This is a genomic window from Brucella grignonensis, assembly GCF_002252505.1.
Lineage (GTDB): Bacteria > Pseudomonadota > Alphaproteobacteria > Rhizobiales > Rhizobiaceae > Brucella > Brucella grignonensis.
This window is the reverse complement of the sequence record NZ_NNRL01000127.1, coordinates 1-1,389: the sequence shown is the minus strand read 5'-3', so window position 1 is coordinate 1,389 and position 1,389 is coordinate 1. Positions and strand designations below refer to the sequence as shown.

Below are 1,389 nucleotides of genomic sequence, written 5' to 3'. Positions count from 1 at the left end.
TCTGGCGCGGGGGCGGATTGAGCAGGCGCTGGAAGGACCCGACATCATCGATGTAGCGATGGATAATCTTGGCGATATCGCGCTCGTCAAAAACGCTTTTTTCGCTTGTCACCATGTCGAGGCATAGCTCGGGACGGGCCTCGATGCGTCGGGCGTTGATGCTGCGGCTGGCCTCATGCAGGGCGAGACGTTCGAGGTCGATGGCGTGGCCCGCCTCGCCACCCTTACCCTGCATTGCCTTGGCGGCAACGCCGATATGGGTGGTGGGCACCATGTCGATGCCGCGCTCGGCATAGGACCGCCCATCCACGCGGATATCGAGACCGGCGAGTGCGAGATGGTGGTTCTGCAGGTCGAGCCAAGCCTGCCGCTGCTGCAGGAACTCGGCCTTCTCGCCTGCCCATAGGCGATACTGGATCTTTCCGTTCGCAGTCCGGAGCGGCTGTCCGTCGTCACCTTTGACGACGACCTTCTTCGCACCGAACCCACTCTCGGTGAGCGGGCGCAGGCCGAACACGAACTGGCGCATGAGATCGATGTTCTGCTCCCGGCTCAGCTCAACCGGCAGGGCAATGATAAACTCCTTGGCGAACTGCGCGTCGGCCCGCTTCTCGAAGGCCTCCACCCTGTTCCAGAAGGCCTCGGCGGCACCAGCGACAGGGCGGTCGGCAATCATCTGCCGCGCCCAGTCTGGCGCATCGGGCGGCAACAGGAATTCCTCATGGGCGAGATTGCGCTTGTTCGAATAATCGACGGTCCGCGCCTCGGCTTCATACTCCATTTTTGCGCAATGCCGGTACGCGGCCGACAGCACGGCGCTGCGGCCAGCACCGCGACCGATCAGCTGGGGCGTGAAATGCGTGATGGCCAAGGCGACAAGAGCTCCGTGCGGACGAACTGTACTTCTCCCTCTGGATGCCCTGCCCCATCGGGGCCGGGCGCAGCACGTCGCGGCAGCGACGTATTACTGCGCCCTTGGACGCATTCCTTCGGAACGCAGGGATGATGAAGCAAAGCGTCGGCTTCGCCGACTCGTCGTTTCTGACGGGGTGCGCTGCGCGCCCACCCCGGTCATTCTCATCTTCGCCAGAGGCAGATGAGCAAAAAGGAGACGACCGGAATGAAGAAGCCCTCTTCGAAGATCAGGGACGAGATCGTCAAACTGCAAGAAAGGCTCAAGGCTGCCGAAACGCGCGAGGCCGAACGCATCGGCCGCTTAGCGCTCAAGGCCGGGCTCGGAGACATCGAGATCGAGGACGGCGATCTGGTGGCTGCGTTCGAGGATCTTGCCGGCAAGTTTCGCAAGGGGGGCGGGCGCCCCGCGAAGTCGGCTCCCGCGTCGGTCGCGCCTGGCACGACTGCAGGGCAGTCTGAGGAGGCTTGAGAGGA

At 63.5% G+C, this 1,389-nt stretch carries 2 protein-coding genes; one reads left to right on the top strand and one right to left on the bottom strand.

Annotated elements, in window-relative coordinates; all coding sequences use genetic code 11:
- Window positions 1-871 (bottom strand): MobA/MobL family protein (locus CEV33_RS01540; RefSeq protein ID WP_167388092.1); only part of this gene is annotated, 871 nt, incomplete at its 3' end.
- A 249-nt stretch (window positions 872-1,120) separates the two neighbouring features.
- Here CEV33_RS01540 and traC point away from each other — a divergent pair.
- Window positions 1,121-1,384, top strand: coding sequence for a conjugal transfer protein TraC (gene traC, locus CEV33_RS01535; RefSeq protein ID WP_094538730.1), 264 nt, complete (start codon window positions 1,121-1,123; stop codon window positions 1,382-1,384).
- The last annotated feature ends 5 nt before the right edge of the window (window positions 1,385-1,389 follow it).